At 67.5% G+C, this 421-nt stretch carries 1 pseudogene; it reads left to right on the forward strand.

Features of this window, described 5'->3' with window-relative positions:
- Nucleotides 1–421: pseudogene (locus G3I78_RS49115) on the forward strand (hypothetical protein); the annotation flags it as partial.

Raw genomic sequence — 421 nt, forward strand, 5'->3', positions numbered from 1 at the left:
TTCCTTTTTCCCGAGCTCCAGTCCGTCCGTCCGTCGCGGGAGGTCGCACGCGACCTCGTTGCCGCGGCGGGCAAGGCGCTCGTCCTCACCCCGTCGAACGCCTCCGCTGCGCGCGCCGTCGACCTGAAGCCGAGCACAGCTGAGCTGCTTGGCCCCGGCGGCACTGCCGAAGATCTGCTCGACAGGTTCCGCGCCTTGCCGTCGGCGGTGCTCGTTCTCGCGAACCGATATGACGGCCTCGATCTTCCTGACTCGCAATCGCGCGTCACCGTCCTCGACGGCATGCCAAGAGGCGCTCACCTTCAAGAGCGATTCATCTCGGAGACGCTTGCGGCGGGGCGGGTACTGCGCGAGCGCGTCCGAACACGTGTGGTACAGGGTGCCGGACGTTGCACCCGAGGGCTGGACGACTACAGCATGG

The sequence above is a fragment of the Streptomyces sp. SID13726 genome (assembly GCF_010548375.1).
Taxonomy (GTDB): domain Bacteria; phylum Actinomycetota; class Actinomycetes; order Streptomycetales; family Streptomycetaceae; genus Streptomyces.